This window comes from Parabacteroides caeci (genome assembly GCF_023656795.1).
In the GTDB taxonomy this organism is placed as follows: Bacteria; Bacteroidota; Bacteroidia; order Bacteroidales; family Tannerellaceae; genus Parabacteroides; species Parabacteroides segnis.
On sequence record NZ_JAMOKT010000025.1, the window covers coordinates 22,167 to 40,981 of the forward strand.

Annotated in this window: 17 protein-coding genes and 1 pseudogene; 7 read left to right on the forward strand and 11 right to left on the reverse strand. The window is 43.1% G+C overall.

The genetic code is table 11. The features are described from left to right. Positions 1–66 precede the first annotated feature (66 nt). The 6 genes from NBH15_RS13815 to NBH15_RS13840 are packed head-to-tail and all read right to left on the reverse strand — an operon-like array spanning position 67 to position 5,108. Complete coding sequence (locus tag NBH15_RS13815) at positions 67–729, reverse strand: DUF3164 family protein (RefSeq protein WP_250822878.1); 663 nt, start codon at positions 727–729, stop codon at positions 67–69. Further along, entirely contained in the window at positions 699–1,013 is a 315-nt protein-coding gene (locus tag NBH15_RS13820) for a hypothetical protein (protein ID WP_250822879.1), read from the reverse strand. Before NBH15_RS13820 ends, NBH15_RS13815 begins: the two co-directional genes overlap by 31 nt. Positions 1,014–1,015: 2 nt before the next feature. Further along, positions 1,016–1,444, reverse strand: coding sequence for a hypothetical protein (locus tag NBH15_RS13825; RefSeq protein ID WP_238023670.1), 429 nt, complete (start codon positions 1,442–1,444; stop codon positions 1,016–1,018). A 6-nt stretch (positions 1,445–1,450) separates the two neighbouring features. Continuing rightward, positions 1,451–2,089, reverse strand: a complete 639-nt coding sequence (locus NBH15_RS13830) for a hypothetical protein (RefSeq protein WP_250822880.1) — start codon at positions 2,087–2,089, stop codon at positions 1,451–1,453. Between the two features lie 40 nt (positions 2,090–2,129). Further along, positions 2,130–3,002, reverse strand: coding sequence for an AAA family ATPase (locus NBH15_RS13835; protein ID WP_250822881.1), 873 nt, complete (start codon positions 3,000–3,002; stop codon positions 2,130–2,132). Between the two features lie 30 nt (positions 3,003–3,032). After that, positions 3,033–5,108, reverse strand: coding sequence for a kinase (locus tag NBH15_RS13840; RefSeq protein WP_250822882.1), 2,076 nt, complete (start codon positions 5,106–5,108; stop codon positions 3,033–3,035). A gap of 99 nt (positions 5,109–5,207) precedes the next feature. Between NBH15_RS13840 and NBH15_RS13845 the strand changes: the two genes are divergently transcribed. Further along, on the forward strand, positions 5,208–5,591 hold the full coding sequence (locus tag NBH15_RS13845; RefSeq protein WP_250822883.1) for a hypothetical protein: 384 nt from the start codon (positions 5,208–5,210) through the stop codon (positions 5,589–5,591). Positions 5,592–5,686: 95 nt separating this feature from the next. Here the strand turns inward: NBH15_RS13845 and NBH15_RS13850 are convergent, their stop codons facing one another. The 4 genes and pseudogenes from NBH15_RS13850 to NBH15_RS13865 form a co-directional block, all read right to left on the reverse strand. After that, entirely contained in the window at positions 5,687–5,911 is a 225-nt protein-coding gene (locus NBH15_RS13850; RefSeq protein WP_250822884.1) for a hypothetical protein, read from the reverse strand. Continuing rightward, on the reverse strand, positions 5,883–6,101 hold the full coding sequence (locus NBH15_RS13855) for an ArsR family transcriptional regulator (protein WP_250822885.1): 219 nt from the start codon (positions 6,099–6,101) through the stop codon (positions 5,883–5,885). Before NBH15_RS13855 ends, NBH15_RS13850 begins: the two co-directional genes overlap by 29 nt. Before the next feature lie 621 nt (positions 6,102–6,722). Beyond that, positions 6,723–6,804 (reverse strand): annotated as a pseudogene (locus tag NBH15_RS13860). Positions 6,805–6,836: 32 nt separating this feature from the next. Then, positions 6,837–7,229: a hypothetical protein gene (locus NBH15_RS13865; RefSeq protein WP_250822886.1), complete on the reverse strand. Its 393-nt coding sequence runs from the start codon at positions 7,227–7,229 to the stop codon at positions 6,837–6,839. 117 nt (positions 7,230–7,346) lie between these two features. Between NBH15_RS13865 and NBH15_RS13870 the strand changes: the two genes are divergently transcribed. Continuing rightward, positions 7,347–8,042: a S24 family peptidase gene (locus NBH15_RS13870; RefSeq protein ID WP_250822887.1), complete on the forward strand. Its 696-nt coding sequence runs from the start codon at positions 7,347–7,349 to the stop codon at positions 8,040–8,042. 328 nt (positions 8,043–8,370) lie between these two features. Here the strand turns inward: NBH15_RS13870 and NBH15_RS13875 are convergent, their stop codons facing one another. Beyond that, the gene (locus tag NBH15_RS13875; RefSeq protein ID WP_250822888.1) at positions 8,371–8,577 is read right to left on the reverse strand and encodes a hypothetical protein; all 207 of its coding nucleotides are present in this window, start codon (positions 8,575–8,577) and stop codon (positions 8,371–8,373) included. 349 nt (positions 8,578–8,926) lie between these two features. Between NBH15_RS13875 and NBH15_RS13880 the strand changes: the two genes are divergently transcribed. The 5 genes from NBH15_RS13880 to NBH15_RS13900 all read left to right on the forward strand — a co-directional run bounded on the left by NBH15_RS13880 (position 8,927) and on the right by NBH15_RS13900 (position 18,768). After that, the gene (locus NBH15_RS13880; RefSeq protein ID WP_350472271.1) at positions 8,927–9,667 is read left to right on the forward strand and encodes a DUF4998 domain-containing protein; all 741 of its coding nucleotides are present in this window, start codon (positions 8,927–8,929) and stop codon (positions 9,665–9,667) included. An 81-nt stretch (positions 9,668–9,748) separates the two neighbouring features. Further along, positions 9,749–12,886 carry a SusC/RagA family TonB-linked outer membrane protein gene (locus NBH15_RS13885; RefSeq protein ID WP_250822890.1) on the forward strand — a complete coding sequence of 1,046 codons (3,138 nt, stop codon included), beginning with the start codon at positions 9,749–9,751 and terminating at the stop codon, positions 12,884–12,886. A 13-nt stretch (positions 12,887–12,899) separates the two neighbouring features. Then, positions 12,900–14,828 carry a RagB/SusD family nutrient uptake outer membrane protein gene (locus NBH15_RS13890; RefSeq protein WP_250822891.1) on the forward strand — a complete coding sequence of 643 codons (1,929 nt, stop codon included), beginning with the start codon at positions 12,900–12,902 and terminating at the stop codon, positions 14,826–14,828. Positions 14,829–14,847: 19 nt separating this feature from the next. Next, positions 14,848–15,318, forward strand: a complete 471-nt coding sequence (locus NBH15_RS13895; RefSeq protein ID WP_250822892.1) for a DUF5018-related domain-containing protein — start codon at positions 14,848–14,850, stop codon at positions 15,316–15,318. A 276-nt stretch (positions 15,319–15,594) separates the two neighbouring features. Next, positions 15,595–18,768: a DUF5107 domain-containing protein gene (locus tag NBH15_RS13900; protein ID WP_165364499.1), complete on the forward strand. Its 3,174-nt coding sequence runs from the start codon at positions 15,595–15,597 to the stop codon at positions 18,766–18,768. Positions 18,769–18,815 lie beyond the last annotated feature (47 nt).

Genomic DNA, 18,815 nt, shown 5'->3' on the forward strand with positions numbered 1-18,815 from the left:
TGGTACGGAAGCCACATGGACAGACGTAGATCCAGCGGCCGGGGGTGAGGGTGGCGGATTTTACCTTCATGCCTCTGTCATTCCCAAGGGTATCGATACCCAGGCGCCGTTGTCGTTCTTGATCTCGGCACGAATAAACTGTTTGCTGATGGCGGGTTGGTAGGCCTCCTCGATGATTTGCACGCCTTCGATGAAGCGTTCGTTCCCCGACTCTTCGGCGAGTTTCCGGAGCTGGACGATACGGCTTGCTTTCAGTGTCCCTGTCGCGTCACGCGCCAACAGGCGGAGTACCATTTTTACGAGTGCCTTTGTTTTCGAATCACTGGCAAGGCCTTCGATGTATTCCTTTACAATAGCGATACCATCCTCTACAGTGTCGCGGTATCCGTCGGTGTTGTAAAAACCGATAATGATCCGCTTGTCCCCCGCCGTATTGGTAAAGGTGTCCGTGCGTTGGCCGTCCTTTTTCAACTTCAACACTTCCGTTTTCATTTCGATTGCACGGCGGAATTCTTCCAGTACTCCCTGTTTTACCGTCTTGATACAGTCACTGACAGACTGCAAGTCCGGTATCGCACTTTCAATCGCTTCGTCCACCAGCTCCTTGTAGGCTTTACGGTCGCGCTTGGCCTGTTCCTTGGCCTTTTTTTTGGCTTGTTCTTCCTTGAACGCTTCAAATTGTTGCCGTTCTTCGGCTGTCATTTCGACTGTTTGTTTTGTTGCTTCCATGTCGTTGTTTGTTTTTGATTGTTACACATCTGTTTATTCTGAATCTCTTTGTATTTCACATATTCCCGGCGGAGGTAGTCGAGCGACAGTTCCAGTTTGTCGATCTCCTCGTCCCACTCGCGGAGCAGCCGGCGTTGCGCCTCCATGTCGCGGGTCGGCCGGGTGAGCAGCATGTCGACCAGGAAGTCGCGTTCGCCTTTCAGGTAGTCCAGACGGCGGCGCAGGCGTTTGCCCTGTTCCTCGATTTCGTCGAGTTTGTCTTGTAGGGGGATGTAACGTGCCATGGTCAATCCTCCTCCTTTTGTTTCCGGCGGATGGCGCGTAGTTTCACCAGCAGCCTTTCCAGTTCCTCGTAATCGAGCCGGGCAAACCGTTTGCCGGCGATCCGTTTGTCGAGGCAGTAGGCATCGACCCTCTTCCAATCGGCGGTATCGACACCTAACAGTTGCATTTGGTGCAGCACGTCCGACCGCTTGCGTTTCAGGATACGCATGGCTTCGGTCTCTTCGGCGCGTGTCAGCTTCTCCATCGCACGGATGGCTTCGTTGTATTCGTGGAGCGACATTTCGCGCAGGCTGTCGGTACGCCCGTTCGTGAACTGAAGGACGATTTCTTCTTTGCCCGCTCCCGGCATCTGTTTCAGCAGGCCGTAGAAAGCGGCGTAGTTGTCGGGCTTCGCATAGCCTTGTTTGGGGGTCATTTGTATGACTTTCATATCCTCTTATTCATGGTTTCCTGATCTTGTTCCGTTGTCACTCCAGTATTCTTCGGCCAACTTTGGGTAAGCGATGTATTCGCCTGTTTCACCGATAAACCGTCCCTTGCTAAAAGCCTTTCCGCCTTCTACCCATATTTTCAACGTCGCGTCATACATCACACTTTCGGCGGCATCTCCTTTCGGATTCTTGCCCCGTGCATGGCTGATGAAGATGAACAACTTGTTCGGGAAGGCCTCTTTAAGGGTGATATAGTCACGGTAACTCATCTGGGTGTACTGGAAACTGTCCACTACGACGATGTTGTAACTCTTATGCTGGCGAAGCCTTGTTTTCAGGGCTTTCATGTCTTCCTGTATGAAAGCCAACCGGCGGCTTACTTCCGACATGCCGTGCATTTTCAGGTTGTTCTGTACTGTCAAGCATGCACCCTCTTCCAGGCTGTCATAAACTACACGGTCGTATTTGCAAAGCTCCTTACACAGTTGCATGACAAACGACGTCTTACCGTTGCCACTGTTTCCCCAGATAAACCACACGCCGACACGCTCCGGTGTGCCGAACGCCTCTTTCCATTTCCCCTCAAAAGGGAACGTGTTGTATTTTTTATCCAATATGTCTTTTACGCTCAATGCTCGTTTCATATCCTTTTTGAATGATGTTTGAATAGTGTTCAAATAGTCCTTACTCGCCCATCCGTTTGGCACGGTGGATGGCTTTTTTTACCCGGCGGAGGTCAAAGTCGCACGGCTCGGCATCGCGGATGACCTCTTCGATCTTCTTTTTATCCTGTACGCCGTTGGCCATGCAAATAGAATAGACATCGTTGGCGGTCGTTTCTTCCAACTCGAAGTATTTACGCCCCATACGGCTGAAGAACTCCTTATAGCCGGGTTTCTGGTGGCGCAGGCCGAGGCTAATACGTTTCTTGATGTAATCGGTACTCATGAAGACAATCCCGCTTTTGTCCTCCAGCTTATTGTACATGCTGATGAAGTAGTGGAACACCGGTTCGGTCAGTTTGTCGGCTTCGTCGAATACCAAAAGTGGCGCGTCCATCTGTATCACGTCGTCCAGTATCAGTCCCCAGATTTCACGGATATTATGCCCGTCCGTCTTGATACCCACTTTCCGGGCGATCTCACGTACAAAGTCGCCTTTCTTCATATCTTCGGAACAAAGGATATAGAACACCTCCTTATGTTCTTCGGCATATAGGCGGGCCGTCGTTGTCTTGCCACAACCGGCTTCGCCGACTACCCATGTCACGTTACGCCAGCGCTGGGCATCGTCGAGCGCGAAGCTGATCTCCTGGTAGGCAGAAGTCTCGACGATCTGCCAACCGGTTTCGGCTTTTCCGCCGCCTACCTGCGAGGCGATATTGCGGAACATTTCGTCGGAGATGTTTTCATACTTGCCATTCATAATGCTGCTGATCGTTCCGACACTGGTGTTTTTCAGGCTACCGACTGCTTTGTTCTGGCTCGGATATTTAGCGACGTAGGCGCGAAGAGCCTCGCGGATGGTGTCTTTCTGTTTGTTGCTTAATGATTCCATATTTATGATTTGTAATTTATGATTTCTGATTTATAATTTGCCGGCCACATTTCGCAGGTCCACTTTGTTATTGTTGCCAAGTTGGTCCCAAGTAAGGAGGCTGGCTTTTTTGGTGGCACGTCCGATTTGCAATTCTTCCGGATCTCGATCATATTTTTTCGTCCGTCGATCCACTTGGCGTTGTACTTCGGCAGTAACGCCTTTCATCTTCGGAGTGCTCAACCCGTGTTGTTCCGGAGCCACGCCATAAGCATATTCTATCTCCTTGGCGATAACCTGACGATCGATACGATCTCTGATATTGGCTTCCTGTTCCTGACGGATAAAGGCGGCTTCGCCTTCCGTCTGGTCTTGCAGGGCACGATGGATAACCATGTAAGGCTCGGCCACCCGTTCAAACCGACGTTCCCCGGCGTTGTCCTCCCAATACAGGCGGATGCTGCGCAGGTCGTTCGGGTCATACTTGACATGGAACTGGCGGTAGGTGTTCTTCATGCGCCATTCATGGTCGGGCACGCCGGGACGTTCGTACACCTCATAAGGCAACTTCTTCCCGCCGATGGTAATCTCTATGCCGGAGTCGGTGAAGGTGGCGGGACGTTTCGTCCAGATCCAGAAGATGTCCACCATGTCGTAAACCGTCACCACATCCGTCTCCTCGTTCACGCTCTTCTTGTACATCTCGATGCGCGGGATGCCGGTCGCCGGGTGTTTGGCCTCGTTCCATGCCTTGCGAGCTTCGGCATAGTGGGCTTTCAGTTCTTCCAAGGTGAAAAGCTGGTCCTTGTTTTCTTCGACAAACTCCAAGTTCGGGCGGCTGCTCTCTTTCTTGGCGGTGATATTCATTCCGGTAAACCGCCAGTCTTTGTTCAACTCCTGTGACTGGAAACGGCCGAATGCACTTTCAATCGTTTTGGACTGGCCGCTGTACGGAGCAGTCGCACGGTGCACATGGCAAATCAAATCGAAGAAGCCTGGTTCCGTCGTCCCTTTCTCCTTTTCCAGCCGTTTGTGGCCTCCCTGGTTGTCGTGCACAATTTCATAAGGCTTATGCCTGCTTACTTGGATGGCCATGCGGTAAGCGTTGTATTGCGCCTCAAAGTTCTCGTGGTCGCTGATGTAATACCCTAACAGCACTTCGCTGTACGCATCCATCACCTCATAGACCATCGTGGTACGCATATCCCCGTTCTCGTCCTGATAATACAAATTCAGTTTCGTCCCGTCACCATACCAAAGCGTGTCACGGCGTGAAGGCAGTTCCGTCCGGTGTTTGCGACCGAAACGTTGGTGTGCCGACAGTTCGCCATACACGGCGTCCCACCAAAGCGGCTGTATCTCCGGACGGGAGAACCACATCGTCAGGCTGCGCTTGCTTTTCAGCGGTTTCCAGCCCTTTTCCGAAACAACCCGGTTGTACTCCTCGAATATACGCGAGTCGGTATAGACCGGAACCCGGCTACGTTTCAAGGCGATCAAGAAGTCACCCGCCTCTTTGGTTATCTTCAACGTGCTGGCGTTGCCCAGCTTTCCGGAGATCAATGACACGTAACCCTCTTTCTTGTAGCGGTTGATCTTCTCCCGCAGCCGGGGCAGGTTTTCCGGCAGGGTGTGATGGTAAATCTCGCGCAGGTTCTCGCAGGTGGCAGCCACGCTTTCCCATACGGTGCTGAGGCTGTTGCCATACATCTTGCGCTTGGAGGTTTTCTCTTCCAGGTCGCAGGCCAGCGCATTCAACACCGAAGCGTTCAACGTGTATTCCGCTTTCAGCTTTTCACTGAGCCCTGTTTGAACACCGTTCATGTCGTATTTGAACGTCTCGTAAAAGTCCCTTGCCTTTTCGTCCATTTTCACCCTGTCTCTCATACGCTGTAACTTTAGTATTTCTTCCGGATCACCATATTTCGCCACATAACGGGCCTTGTATTTCTCACGGAGCGAGGAATAGATTATCAATGCGTAGGAACCTTCGCCACCGCCACGTTTGGCGGTTCTGATGTTACCTCTGAAGATATTGCTATTTAAAGTACTGAACTTTATCACAGGATCATCACCGGAGGTAAGCTCCTCGTATGTCACGCATAGTTCGTTTTTGTAATATTCCATCACTCGATTTATTTAATTTGTTCCTACTCCGGAACTTGCACCGGTCGCAAGGCTTGGATACCTTAGTAGGATTGCTTACCTTTGTTCAAAAATTCACTTATGATTACAGACATCTCTATCAAAAACAAGGTTATAGCAGGTTTATCAACTCTTGTTATATCCGTACTTTCTTTTGTTTTTAAGGAGCCGATAATGGAAATACTTCTGCGTAAGGTTGTTGTTCCATTATGGGTGTTCCCTTTGATTGTTGTACTTTCTATAGCTTCAGTATTCTTTGTAAGATGGCTACTGCTGTTTAAAGATCCGAAACTGAAAATGTACCATGCCCTAATCAAACCTGGAATGTTATATGGAATCGTGGGAGGAGATAATAATATTACCGCTATTGAGTGGTCATGGATTAATCCCAAAATTCTTATTGCACAAACAAAGGATGGCAATACTATCCGGGTTCATTATTCAGTAATCATGTTTTATGTGTAATCCGTTTTGCGATCCATATTCCTATCAGTATACTTATGACTAAGCCACATATTAATTGCCAAACTTTCATTTCCATATTGTTTTTATTTTATTGATTAGTAATTACCCAATTTGTCAATCGGCACTTTTTTCACCAGCCGTGCAGAGTTGCCGAAGTTCAACACGGCCAAAAACATCACCCATACCGGATTACAATCCGCCATTCCAACTAATAAGGTAAAACTCAGCAGGAAGTAAACGGTATATAGTTTCTCTTTCCCGGTAAGGCTGCGCCACCAAGCGATCTCACCGCTAAACGCTTTCAACCAATTCGCTTTCATGATTCCTGTTGTTTATCGGTTCGTCACCCACTTCAACGCCTCCGCGTATCAAAGCCATTTTCCGGATCGCCTTCGCCAGCTTGGTATCCTTTCGGTAAGCCAGCGAATGTGACACCATTTCGTAAGTACAATTCATCAGCAAGGCGATCCGCTTTACTTCTCCATGTTCTACTATGATTCGTTTCTTCATTTTTATATCTGTTTTTAAAATTCGTTATCTTATTAAAAGGCTTCCGCTATTCTCCCGAACCACGGAAGTTTTCTACCTTTGTAGCAGATTCAACTAATATTATATCAATATGAATAATCCGTATTATAACGGTAAATACTCCGTCTCATATAGTATCACAGTCAGTGCTAATACCCATGAAACGTGTTTGCATGTATTCAATCGAATAAAGCGTCTCATTGAGGCTCTTAATTTTGGCGACATCACATGGAGAGATACTAAATCTGCTCGCAAAGGAGATGTCTTATCACGATGGATGTACATTCGAATCCAAGGATACGCCTCAGATGTATTGACACTTAGAGCAACGCTTGATCATCAGCTCTATAAGATAGGGCTATATTACCCTTCTGCCCATGTTGAATTAAACCATGTTGAAACACTCAGAGAAGATAACCGATCCGATTTGGGACAATAGACCTTCCAAATTCTCATAAGCTAACTGACAGATTTTTGTATCGTCAGGAGTCTGTTTCATACACTCTTTTTGGGCTGATTCGGTCGCTTTTATGACATGATTTAGTATGTCATTTAGTTTTTTGTACTTATTTGTTTCCATATCGTTATACTATTTGTTATCATTGTGGCGATCCCGGATTCGAACCGGGGACAATGGCTTCTATGGTTAAGTTTCGCCTGTTCTACCTGACTGAACTAATCGCCCGCCCGTCTTTCCGGGCTGTCCTAACCTGCAATCTATTTGCCTTGTTCGTTAATCATTGAAAGAATATGCTTACGGTCTTCGTCCCAAAGCGGAAGACCTAATTCAATCGTTCGCTTGACTACCTCCGTTTCTCCGACCAGCTTCACCGCCTGGTTGCGGAAGTCGGTGTCTTCATACGCATGAGCTTTCCCAATCAGGAAGTCGGCAAGATCATTTGTAACTTCCTTTTGCCGATTTAATTTCACATTACAGTTCACTACCCGTATATAGATATCTCGGATAATTTGGCTTTCCCCATGTTTCTTGAACTCTTTGCAAAATGCGTCTTTATCCATTGATGTATTCATATACACTTCATGGATGTACTCAAAATTTTCCGGTGTCGGTACGATTCCTGTTCTCTCTTCAAATTCTTTTTGTGTCATATCCTTTGCTCTTTTTAAGTTTCACTTCTAATACTCGTTTATATGACCGCCTTTTTATATCTTTGGGGCGTGTTCACATTCTGAATACGCTGCAATATTAGACAAGATTTCTCGATTATGCAAGAAAACAAACAAGAAAAATCGCAAATTAAGCAAAATATCTTGCTTTATCTGCAAGAAAAAGGGGTTACTCCGTATGAATTTTACAAGGCTTCGGGAGTAACAAGGGGTATTTTAGGGCAAAACAATGGTATAAGCGAGGATAATATTGCAAGATTTCTCGCTTATGCAACAGATGTGGATACCGACTGGCTCCTCACCGGTCGCGGCTCCATGCTGAAAAGCGATGGTGCGTCGCTGATGGGCGACAGGGAAGAGGAGGTTCCGCTGGAGGTAAATTACGAATATAAGGGCGCACCCTATTATAATGTAGACTTCATCGGAGGATTCGATTTGGTATTGAATGACCAGACCCGTAACCCGGACTATTATATCAATTTTGCACCTTACAATAAAGAAGGAGTAATTTGGTGTAACATCACCGGTCATTCGATGGAGCCGGAGCTGAACAACGGAGACTTCATTGCTATGAAAGAAATGACAGACCCGATTGAATATCTGCCATACGGTGAAATTTACGGGATAATAACAGACAATTATAGGACTGTAAAGCGAATACGTATGTCAGAAAGAAAAGGTTTCGTTCGTTTGATACCTACAAACAAGAGTCCTGAATATGGGGAACAAGAGATTCCTGTCAGTATGATTCGAAAAGTATTTGCAGTTTTGGGTAGTATACATAGATTTTTCTGATAATAAGCCATTTACGCTTTATTATATATGTATCAATAATAGAATACAAGTGATTATATATATACTAATACCGCTTAAAAAGTAGTTTTTAATCTATTTTTAGGCATTATATATACATAAATACGATACTTAATATTACATTTTTGCATTACCAAACGCATTACCAATCGATGCATTTCGTTTTTGTATTTGCTATAATGCATTACCAAACGCATTTGCAACCGCATTACCAAACATAAAAAACGGCTTTTTCTACTGTTCAAACCAGTAAAAAATGCCGCACCTTATAAAACACCGTTCAAAAACGGCTTAAACACTAATAAAACAACTACTTACCACCTCTTATCAGATGAGATTGAATGATCATAGCCCGTTTGGTGATCTTACAGCTTCCATCAGACATACCGGCGTGCAGAAGGCTATTTTTGGTAATGCCTACCTCTTTCTCCGTTAGCACGTCAAAGATAGCCGAAATCGAGCCGAAATAGTAGTTCTTCTTCTCGTAGAGCAAATGTACATGGATAACCTTTATCATAACGTTTTTAGTATTTTCTTTCTCGCAAATATACTAAATAGCACTTATATAGAATAATCTATCAACAGATTTAATCAATTGAACCCACAACAAGGCAAAAGAAAAGAGACCCTTTTCAAGCCTCTTCATTCTTTCTGCGAACAAACTATCAACAGAGCCAACAAAACGCCCCAGTGAGCCTCATTTGCGCCCATGCAGGCCCCATATTAAACCAAATCTACCGTCCAATTAAACTTGCGTTCAAAAAAACCGTTCAAACCCCATTCAAAATTAAAATGCAGTTCGACTCAATTAAACTGTTTGCGCGTTTCGTTTTTCTTGGTCAGCTCTTTAACTATATTGCTAACCTATTGTTTTTCAGTTAAAACAAGTCCGTTTTACTCTATGCTGTTTTTACGCATTTCGTTTTACCCCCCTTAAAAAAACATATACTTTCTCTGTTTACAGCTTGGATGATAGTGGAAACCAATCAATTAAAAAAAATGTCATTGTAGATGTCTTTGGAGATAAATATGCAAAGCAATTGAAAACAAATCGTGTTATAGTGGATATAACTAGATCGGAAGACAATTCTGTATGTGTATTTTTGAACAAGGTTAGTTCTACAAAAAATAGAGGTACTAATATGATATACACAACAGTCAATGGTGCTTCTGAGGTAAAGGAAGTGGGAGATGTTTCCTTTGTTATATTGGATAATGTAAATATTAATTCCAATTTTATATTGGAAGATTTATGGCTACCTAATAGTACAGCATTTGAAGTTCTCAAATCTCCATCTAAAACTTATGAAAGTACGGATTTGCCTCATGGCTTAAGGCGTGATATTGATACAATATATAGAGATATTGATAACAGAGTTCATATTCATTTAACGCCATCAGCAGAGCCTGTATACAAGTCTTTTATTTCGTATGGGGAAAAGACTGTCGAAATATTCCCTTCCGTGAATCAGGTGGTTATAGAGGATATGCCTTTGGCTGGTACTTTATCATTGGTCACATCTGTTCTGCCGGAAGGGGAGGGTACTAAGCTATTTTATTCTGAAAAAAGTTTATTTGATATAGGTAAGATCATTTGTGACCGTTAAAATCGGGATCAGTTAAATCAAATATTTACAGCCAAATTCGCTTAGGTTTGGTTGATTTTTTAACATAAAATCATATTAGTTATGAGAACAAAAACACTGTTAGGCTTTTTGATTCCTTTCTCATTAGCTTTTGCTACCTCATCCTTTGCGAGCGATAGCATGCCTGTGAAAGCAGAAACGAATCAAATCAGCCAGAATAAAAAAACGATCAAAGGAAAAGTCACCGATTCACAAGGTGAACCGATGGTCGGGGTTACTATCTTCTTAAAAAATGATTCGGGAAAAGGTACTATTACCGATATCGATGGGAAATACTCAATTGATATTCCAGAGGGGGCTGAATTGGTATTCTCGAGTATCGGCTATGTTAAACAGACATTGAAAGTAAGAGCTGGTACCCTTGATGTCGTGATGAAAGAAGATACGCAGGCACTAGATGAAGTCGTAGTTGTAGGATATGGAACGACGACGAAACGCTCCATGATCGCTTCTGTTTCATCGGTAAAATCGGAAGAATTGGCAACGCTTCCGATCACAAACATGTCAAAAGGTTTGGCAGGACGTGCTCCCGGTTTGATCGTTAAAACTTCCGGAGGTGGTATCAACAACAAAGCACAGATCAGTATCCGTGGTGGTAGTACGCCTTTGGTCGTCATTGACGGTGTCATCCGTAATTACGACGACTTTGTCCAAATGCCGTCGGAAGATATTGAGTCGCTAAGTTTGTTGAAAGATGCTTCGGCAACAGCCGTATATGGTTCACGTGCTGCCGATGGTATCATCCAGGTAACGACCAAAAAAGGAAAAGACGGGAAGGCGTATATTGAATATAATTTTAATATGAGTTTGGCTGAACCTGCGTATTGGAAACAGCGTTTGGATTCATGGGATCGGGCTGAATATGCCAATAAGGCAAAACAGAATGACGGGTTGCCGGATGCTTTCAGTGCCGACCGTATTCAGAAAATGCGTGATGGCAGTGATCCGTTACAAAACAACAATACGAATTATAGGGATTTGGCACTCAATCACTTTGCACCTCAAAGTACCCACAGCATTCGTATGACCGGAGGAACGGAAGTGAATAACTATTATATGTCTTTGAGCCATTTGGATCAGGAGTCGTTGTATAAGAGCAATAATCATAATATGCAGCGGACCAATTTCCGTTTGAGCCAAAGTTCGTTGATAAAAGCGATTGGTTTGAAGACTACAGCTACATTGGACGGATATCTGCAAAAACAGACGCATCCTTATTCATGGGGGGCTTCAGAACCTTATCACATATTTGGCCATATACAAAACGCCAGCCCTTTGCTTCCAGGTGTTAATAAATTGGGTTTACCTTATTATTTCCCCAATAATCCGGTTATGGAATTGGCAAAAGATAACGGTTATATACGCAAGGAGGAAAAGATGATAAATGGCAACCTTAAATTGGAATGGGCTGTACCTTGGGTTGAAGGGCTTAATTTGAGTGCGACAGGTAATTACCGTTATGGATTCAATGCGTTTAAGGAGTGGCGCAAAGATGGAGCAGGCTATGCTTGGGATTCGGAAGAACCGATGTATGCAGGGCTTCCCCGATTGTATAACAAAACGGAATATGGATATACTTGGACAACCCAATTTTTTGCAAATTATAGTAAAACATTTGGCAAGCATACAGTTAGTGCTTTAGGAGGTTATGAAGCGACTTATGGTTATTCGAATACCTATTGGTTGCAACGTGAAAATTATAAATTCCCGATAGACCAGATTAATGTGGGACCGGAAGACACACAGAAAAACGGTGGTGGTGAAGGCGAAGTTGGACGTGCCGGATGGGTCGGACAAGTGAAGTATAATTACGACAATAAATATTTTGTAGAGGGTAGTCTCCGTTATGATGGTTCTGATAATTTCCCGGAAGATCATCGTTGGGGTACGTTCTTCTCTGCTTCTTTGGGATGGTTGGTCGCTGACGAGGCTTTTATGGAGTCTCTTGTGGAGAAAAATATCTTTAACCAGTTGAAAGTACGTGCTTCATACGGACAGGTAGGTTTGGATAACTGGGGAGACGAGAATGACCCGTTCCATATTGGCCGATTTGAATATTTGACTTCTTATTCATTGAATAATAAGGCGTATGTGCTGAATGGTGCTTATGTGCCGGGGTTCTCTGAAGGAGGTATTCCGTCATCCAACATTTCTTGGTTTACGACTGATCAGTTTGATGTCGGTTTTGACTTCTCTTCATTAAACAATCGTTTGTATGGATCGTTTGATTATTTCTTTTATAAGACACATGGTTTCTTGTATGCACCCAACCAGAAAGATGTAGGTTACACGGATCCGTTAGGTATGTCTTTGCCTCGTGTGTCGACAGATGGGGAACATCGTCGTGCCGGTTTTGACTTCTCTTTGGGTTGGCGTGACAATATTGGTGATTTCACGTATGACGTATCTGCCAATGTGACGAAGTTTGACCAGCTTTGGGCGTTCAAACCGGATGAATCTATTGAAGCAGTAATGAATCCTTATAAACGAAATTCGCAGGAAAAAGGTTTTTATGGCACTTTGTATCGGAATCAGGGCTTTTACAAGGATGCAGATGATGTGTTCAATAGCGTGAAACGGCTTGGTTCCTACGATTTGACGGCCGGTGACTTGAAGTATTACGATTTCAATGGTGATGGTAAGATCGATGGTTCCGACCAAATCCGTACGGGTAAAAGCAGTTTCCCGCGGGCTAATTATGGTATCAATATCAAATTGGGTTATAAGGGATTTTTCTTGAATATGTTGTTTCAGGGAGCCAGCCGCTTCGATATGTATATCACAGGTACGGCAGCCATGAGTGGTGGCCAGACGGGTGAATTCCCGGTTATTTATGATTATCAGGAGGATTATTGGCGTCCGGATAATACGGATGCGCGTTATCCTCGTTTGATGTCGAGTGCCGGTTTGAATGGCAACAACAATTACGTGTCAAGTGATTTTTGGTTGGTCAATGGTGCATTTTTGCGTATGAAAGACTTCTCTTTCGGTTATGATTTCAAGCGTTTATTGAAGAATGTGAATTGGATCTCCAAAGCATCTTTGGCGATTTCAGGACAGAACTTGTTTACTATATCGGAGGCGATCAAGTATGGACTTGACCCGGAAGAGTCTTCTACGGAACGGTATGGTTATCCGAATGAGAGAATATATGCAGTTAGTCTAAGTGTTGGATTTTAATTAGTAGCAGAATATGAATAGATATAGAAAAATAGGTTTTTCCAGCCTGTTAGGATTAGGATTGATGGTTTCGTGCGATGTCATGGACACAAAACCTTTTGAAACCTATAGTGAAGAGTTGGTTTGGAGTTCGAAGGAAATGGTTGATGCGTTTGTGATACAAACTTATCCAAGTACCATTGGATATTTTTCCGGAGGATCGGCTTCTTGGGAATCTTTGACTCCTAATGGTTCACGGTGTGACCAAGTACAGAATAGTATTAATTCAACAGCTACAGAAACAGGGCTTGACGCTTATACCGATTATGGTTTTGGACGGTTTGGAGAGCAACGCCGTTGTAACATGATTCTTGAAAAAGTGGCAGAATCGACAGTGTTAACCGAGTTGCAAAAAAAAGAGTTAATGGCTGAAGGTTACTTTTTACGTGGTGCTTTGTATTTTGACATGACACGGAAGATGGGGCGTTTTGTTCCGATAGATCGTGTATTGTCTCCGGATGACAAGGAGGCTTTCAAAACGCCATTGACTAGTAGTATAGAAGAAAGCTATCAATTGGTTATGAGTGATTTGGATAAGGCAGTAGAAGGGCTTCCTGAAACATCCGATGAAGGACGGGCGAATAAATATGCAGCTTTGGCCTTGCGAAGTCGTGCGGCACTTCAAGCTTATGCTTATACTAAAGATGGAAAGTATCTGGATGTGGTAATCAATTCGGCCAATGAAGTCGTTAATTCCGGAGTATATACGCTTACGGATAATTATGGCGGAATGTTCAGCAGCGACCAAGCTCCTTCTGATAAAGAGATTATTTTGGCTCGTTTTTATTTGGATAAAGATGCATCGGTCGGTTCTTTTGAGGAGATGATTTTGGCTTTGCCAAATTTGGCAGGAGACGATGTGGCTTTGGGGAGTGCTGATGGAACTTCGACTCCGGCAATTAAAATACTGGGAGGTTGGGCTGAGTATTGGCCTACTCAAGATTTAGTCGATCAATATTTGGTTGTTGACGAAAAAACGGGAGAGGCAAAGACTTGGTTTGAAACATCCCAATATAAGGAAAATGTAGAGGCTCTTCCTTCTGAAAACTTGGAGGTCGGTTCAATTGAGAAATTTAAACGTTTTGACGGAGAAATACGTAATTTGCCGACAGCCAATGATTTGATAACCGGACGTACGGATTATCCGCTTTTCAAACAGGTCGGTAAGTTGAAAAACAATTCCAACCGGACAATTACGGATGTTATCTATAACAATCGTGACAAACGTATGGATGCTACGATTATTCGTGATATGTCTGATTTTTGGGGTATAACCATGGGGTTGAATTTGGGAGGAAATGCTTCACAAGGCGTTCGTACAAAAGAAGATGGTGGATGGTATACGACGACAACGGGTTATTATTGGCGTAAAAATATGGTTAAGGGAGAACCTAACGTTTTTGTGGATACGAAGATCAATTTCCATTACGTAATAGCTCGTTTAGGTGAAATGTATATGAATTTGGCTGAGGCCTATTTGTTGAAAGGCGATGTGGCGAAAGCGGTGGAAATGTTGAATGTCACTCGTATGCAACATGGTGGTCTGCCTGCCTCCAAGGCTTCTACGCTGGATGAGGCTTGGACGGATTACATGCGTGAACGTCGTGTGGAAATGGCGTATGAAAATGGAGACATTTATTTCAGCTATTTACGATGGGGTAAATATGGTGGAGCTTGTAACTATGGTCGTGCTTCGGGTGATGTAATAAAAGATTTGAATGCGCCGGTATATAAAATCGGTATTTCAAGTGACAGAAAATCATTTTGTGTAGGGCAGCTTACTTTGCTGAACAGCTGGAACCGTAATTTTACGACCCGTCGTTATCTGTTCCCGATACCACAGGGTGCAATTGATAAGCGTGCTGCTGATGGCATTGTTGATAAACAAAATGAAGGTTGGTAATTATTAATCGTTTAGAAGTATGAAAAAGATTATTTATAGTTTGTTTTTGACGTTTATGATGGTATCATTTTCGTCTTGCCTGACAGGAGGCTTGGAAGATTTGCCTGAATATGAAGAGGCGGATATCACATCTGTAAGTGCTGTTACTTATCGCTATATCAGTGATGAGGTATCTCCGGCATCCGGCCAGAATATTGTTAAGAATGTCAATATGACCTATACGTCTGAGATAGATCCGGTAGCAGCGACTGTGAAAATATCAGTAACTACTCCTGCTAATTTCCCAGAAGATGAATTGGCAAATTTGTCTACCAAGTCCAATTTGGTGGTAGCGGTGAGCCTTTCTACGGCGGCACGCTTGTTTCCAAAAGACGGATCTGTTGAACTAGGTGTACCTGGTGATTGGAGCAAACCTAACAATTATGTGGTAGAGGCTGCAAATGGAACAAAGAAGAACTGGACAATAGAAATTGTGAGTTTGAAAAAATAAAAGGTAATTTCAATTATTATTCGGTCAAACAGGATTGATTCTTCAAAAAAAGTTTATATGGCAATGCTTTAAAACGTTTATTTGTAGAGTAATCCTGTTTGACTTGTTATTTATGTATCAATAGTTCGTTAAAACAATACCAATATACATTGAATGGAAATTATTCATAATTGTTATGATATTTATTTGAACTCATAAATGGGAAAGAATTGTTGAAATCGAATAATGATTGATGATGCTTTTATTTGGAATATTAAATCTAAGAGATATGAAGTAATGAAATTAATTTTGAAATATTATGCCTTGATTTCTGTGTTGGCACTTTCCGGGGTAGAGACGATAGAGGCGCAGAATAAAAAAGCAACTGTGCGTGAAGTAGAGAAAATGTTGTTAACTTATTCGTATTCTTCGCCGCGTGAATATGCTGATTTTGGCCGTTTATATCCTTATCATCGTTTTGACGGTTATTCATCAAAAGGGGAGATGAAAGCTTGGAAGATGATAGAGTTGGAAAATGATTATATCAAACTTTGGGTAGCTCCAGATATTGGAGGAAAAATTTGGGGCGCTGTTGATAAAAAGACAGGAAAGGAGTTTTTGTATTATAATCATGTTGTCAAGTTTCGTGATGTATCTTCACGAGGACCGTGGACATCAGGAGGATTGGAAATGAATTTCGGGATTATCGGACATGCGCCTTGGTGTTCGTCAGCTGTTGATTATAAGATTAAACAAGATGATTCTGGTAATGCGTTGTGTATCATAGGTGGAACTGATGTTTCATTGGGTACTGATTGGCGCGTGCAGATTATACTTCCGGCAGAATCAGCTTATGTGGAAACTCGCGTTCTTTGGTATAACGGTACATCATCGGAAAAGCCGTTTTATCAATGGATGAATGCGGGTATTAAGACTGAGGGAGATTTGCAATATTACTTTCCAGGGAATACCTATCTGACCCATGATGGAAAAGCGAAGCCGTGGCCAATGGAACAGGGCCACCGGATTGATTGTTATGAAGAAAATAATTTCGGACATTATAAATCATATCATGTTTTGGGTAATAATGCTGACTTCTGGGGAACCTATTGGCATAGAGATGATTTTGGCTTGGCTCATTATTCTCCAAAAGAAGATAAGCTTGGTAAGAAAATATGGATTTGGGGGTTGTCTCGTTATGGTATGGTATGGGAAGATTTGCTGACTGATAAAGATGGTCAATATTCTGAAGTTCAATCTGGCAAATTGTTCAATCAAAGCATTGGGACATCTTATAAAACTCCGTTTAAGCACATGTCAATGAAGCCCGGAACTGTTTACGAATGGAGTGAATATTGGTTCCCGTACCAGCAAATAGGAGGTTTGTCGTTTGCCAATCCACAGTTGGCTTATCATATCCAGCCGGAACAACGAACCATAAAGGTATATGCAGTAAGTCCACTTGACGGCAAATTGGAAATTCGGACAGGTGAAGGAGTGTCTGTAGATTATGCCGTACATTTGAATCCTACTGAAATCAAAGAATGTAAATTGCCTGAAAAATGGAACGAATCCGACTACCGGGTTTATTGGAATGGTGGCCTGCTTTATGACACTTCGCTTCAGGAAACGCCAACCAATCGTCCAATGGAATTATCTGCGGCATTTAATCATCAGTCGGCATACGGGCTATATTTGCAGGCTCGCGAGTTTGGACGCCAGAACTTTGGAGAGAGAGCTGTCTTGTTGTATCAACAATCACTCGCTTTAGAACCCTATTTTGTACCATCCCTCAATGAACTGGCTGAAATATACATCGAAAGCAACCGACTTCAAGAAGCCGATAGTTTGTTAAGAAAAGCGTTGTCTGTTGATACATATAATGCACAAGCCAATTTTAATTTTGCACGGATAGCCGAAATAGAAATGCGTTTGGCCGATGCGATAGATGCCTATTCCGTTGCTATGCAGTCGGGCACTTATCAAGGTTTGGCTGCGAGGCATTTGGCTTTGTTGTATTATAAGAAAGGAGATAAGGCTTCGGCAACCCGTTTATTGGAAAAATGTATACAGAGTTCCTCTCTGGATTTGAAAGCTTGTATGCAATTGGCCGTGGTCAAGCAAGAGGATGCAAAAAAGAGGCTGGCATTGTTGGATTATGTTTTGGACAAGGATCCTTTGAATTATATAGCAAACTATGAGCGTGTCCGCATGAACCGGGAAGTAGCCCGGCATAATTTGCAGCAGATACGTAATGAATACAGTTATGATACGGTGTTGCGCATAGCTGATTTCTATCAGGAGTTGGGAATGAATAATGAGACCACATTTATATTAGAATCTGTGGCACATACTCATCCGCTTTTATTGTATCGTTTGGCTTGGTTATATCATATGGAAGGTGAAGAAGATAAAGCTTTGGATTATATTAAAAAGTCAGAAGATTTGCCGGCATCCTTGGTCTATCCGCATGGAGCGCAAGAAGAATGCTGTTTGCGTTGGGTTTGTTCGACCCATCTTTCTGCTTGGAAAGCGGATTATTATTTAGCATTACTATATCTGTCTATGAATCGGAATAAAGAAGCAACCTCTTATATGCAAGCTTTGGCTGGGAAACCGGATTTCTACGCTTTTTATCTGACTCGCGCCTTGCAAGTAAGTCACGAAGAAAGTGATTATTTGCGGGCTCTTCAGTTGGCTCCCGAACAGTATGTTTGCTATTTGGAGCTGGGAAAACATTATTTGCAACAAAAACGGCCGGATAAAACCGTTGCGTTATTGGAAGGATACCGGAAAAAAGATCAGGGTAATTCGTATATTAATCTGCTTTTGGCCAATGCCTATTCCATAGCTCGGCATCCGCAAGATGCAGTCCGTTTACTTGAAGGTATTGTTATCCTTCCCAATGAAGGTTCTTTGGCCGGTAGAAATATCTGGCGTGAAGCTAATTTGAACTGTGCAATCCAAATGATAAAATCAGGTCAGTATCGTGCTGCGTTGAAGCAAATCAGAATGGCGCGTTTATGGCCGGAAAACTTGGGCGTGGGAAAGCCTTATCAGGCAATGGTGGATGAACGGATGGAAGATTTGCTTGTTTGGTATATTTCTTATCTGCAGAAGAGACCGGATCAAGAGGTGTTGGAGAAAATAGCCTTTGATAATGTGTTTAGGGAAGCCAATTCGGTGATGAATGTCTATACATTGATAGCATTGAGAAACTTGGGGAAATCTACTGAAGCAACAGAGATGTGGAAACAATTGCAATCATTCTGTTCTGGCCTGTTGCCGAATCGTTGGTGTGAAGCCATTTGGAACAATCGTTATACAGATGCCGAAGCTATCATTCAAACACCATTTGTGCAACCTGATGCTTTACCTTTTGAAGTTTTGTTTGAAGATCGGGATTATATCTTGATACGGGATAATTACGATTTCTTTAAACGGATACTGAGTGTATTTATTTACTGTTGAAGCCGCTTGGGCTTGGCTAATTATTCATGCGAATCAGGAGTTGGCGA